A 1889-nucleotide genomic window follows, 5' to 3' on the forward strand; every position below is an offset into this window, starting at 1 on the left:
CCAGGTTTTGGGGTTCAGTTCAAATCAGCACCGGTTTTTTTATACCTGAAGAAAGGGAAAAACTCAGGCGAGGATTTCACGCACAAAGTTTTCGATCTCTTTATTCTGGCTGTTCTCGAAGAAGCATTTCTGGAAGCGCTCGCCGGATACCGCCGTTTTCACCAGCTCTTTATCGATAGCACGCAGCGTATCCAGGTAGTTCTCTTTCACGATGGCGGCTTTCACCTGATTCAGGATGCCGGCATTGCGCACCTGAGGCTCTTTGCGGTCAGCCGGATAGCCCTGGCCTTTCGCGCCGCTGAAGGCTTTCTCGAAGATAAAGCGCACGTTCAGCTCGGCACCCCAGCCAAAGCCTTTGGCAAACGGCAGCGACAGCGCATTGCCGTTGTTGATCTGCGCAAACAGGAAGGCATCTGCCGGGTCGATGCAGTAACCGCAGATCACGCCCGGATGCAGGTTCAGCGACATCAGTGCGCCCTGGCCGGTGCCACAGCCCGCCACCACAAAATCCACGGCTTTCGAGTTCAGCAGAATGCTGGCCATGATCCCCAGGTGAATATAGGTAAGGTGGTGGTCCTGCTCGTCTGACATGCCCACGTTATACACCGGGTACTCTTTCTCCCCGGCGACCGCGTTCAGCTCTTTCAGGATAGTCGCGTTTTTGGCGGCCTGGCTGTTTTCCATCATCAGTGCAATTTTCATTTTAACGTCCTCTTGGGTGCAGCGGGTTCGCCCGCTGCACATCAGTGAATTAGGGGGAATTAACGCGCCAGCCAGCCGCCGTCGACGGCGATGGTGTAGCCATTAATATAGTCAGATGCCGGGGAAGAGAGGAACACCACCGGACCCATCAGGTCGGCTGGCAGTCCCCAGCGTCCGGCCGGGATGCGGCCGAGGATCTCTTCGCTACGGGCTTCATCGGCACGCAGCTGCTGGGTGTTGTTGGTGGCCATATAGCCCGGAGCAATCGCGTTGACGTTGATCTGGTGCTTCGCCCATTCGTTCGCCAGCAGGCGGGTGACGCCCATCACGGCGCTTTTCGAGGCGGTATACGACGGAACGCGGATGCCGCCCTGATAGGAGAGCATCGACGCAATGTTAATGATTTTCCCGCCGGTTCCCTGCGCGATAAACTGTTTTGCCACCGCCTGCGACATAAAGAACACGGATTTGATGTTCAGGTTCATCACGTCATCCCAGTTCTTTTCACTGAAGTCGATGGCATCTTCACGGCGGATGATCCCGGCGTTATTCACCAGGATATCCAGGTGGCCCATCTCGGCGACGGCACGCTCCAGCAGCGCCGGGATCACTTTGGTATCGCTGAGGTCAGCGGTCAGGCTGAGGAAGCGACGCCCGGTGGCCGCGATGCGTTCAATGGTCTCTGTCGGTTCGACAATATTGATGCCGACAATATCGCAGCCCGCTTCCGCCAGGCCAAGCGCCATGCCCTGACCTAAGCCGGTATCACATCCGGTCACCACCGCCACTTTTCCCGCCAGGGAGAAATTATCCAGAATCATGTTATTTCCTTGAGTTTTACCAAACATGTTCAGGCGCTTGCCGTGACCCGAGAGTGTGCGGACAGTGCCCGATACCAAAACTGATAAAGCCAGCTTAACGGCAAAACGCGGCAAACTCAACAAAATGAAACGATGTTTCATTTTATATAAACCTGAGTGTTATTTTTTGCTGGGGGGATCACATACTGGGGGAACGGCGACCGTTCTGAATCCTCGTGGCTGAGCGTCCGGCGTCAGGTCCGCATCACAAACAGGAGTGGCTGATCGTACGGCGTCAGGTCTGGGGGCCAGTTTGAGCACGCCGGATCGGCAAAAGACGCATCCATGCGGGCCTCGGCACGCGCCGTCCTGGCGCGTGACGTCCGG

General features: G+C 56.5%; 2 protein-coding genes. Both read right to left on the minus strand.

Annotation, left to right across the window (positions count from 1 at the left end; all coding sequences use genetic code 11):
* Nucleotides 1-63: 63 nt before the first annotated feature.
* Nucleotides 64-702 carry an RpiB/LacA/LacB family sugar-phosphate isomerase gene (locus ACFL9S_RS22810; protein ID WP_405264159.1) on the minus strand — a complete coding sequence of 213 codons (639 nt, stop codon included), beginning with the start codon at nt 700-702 and terminating at the stop codon, nt 64-66.
* 59 nt (nt 703-761) lie between these two features.
* Complete coding sequence (gene kduD / locus ACFL9S_RS22815) at nt 762-1523, minus strand: 2-dehydro-3-deoxy-D-gluconate 5-dehydrogenase KduD (protein WP_405264160.1); 762 nt, start codon at nt 1521-1523, stop codon at nt 762-764.
* Nucleotides 1524-1889 lie beyond the last annotated feature (366 nt).

The sequence above is a fragment of the Erwinia sp. AnSW2-5 genome (assembly GCF_045107195.1).
In the GTDB taxonomy this organism is placed as follows: Bacteria; Pseudomonadota; Gammaproteobacteria; order Enterobacterales; family Enterobacteriaceae; genus Erwinia.

Coding starts and splice junctions, on each gene's coding strand:
- kduD (WP_405264160.1), bottom strand. CDS start 1,523: ATGATTCTGGATAATTTCTCCCTGGCGGGAAAAGTGGCGGTGGTGACC.
- ACFL9S_RS22810 (WP_405264159.1), bottom strand. CDS start 702: ATGAAAATTGCACTGATGATGGAAAACAGCCAGGCCGCCAAAAACGCG.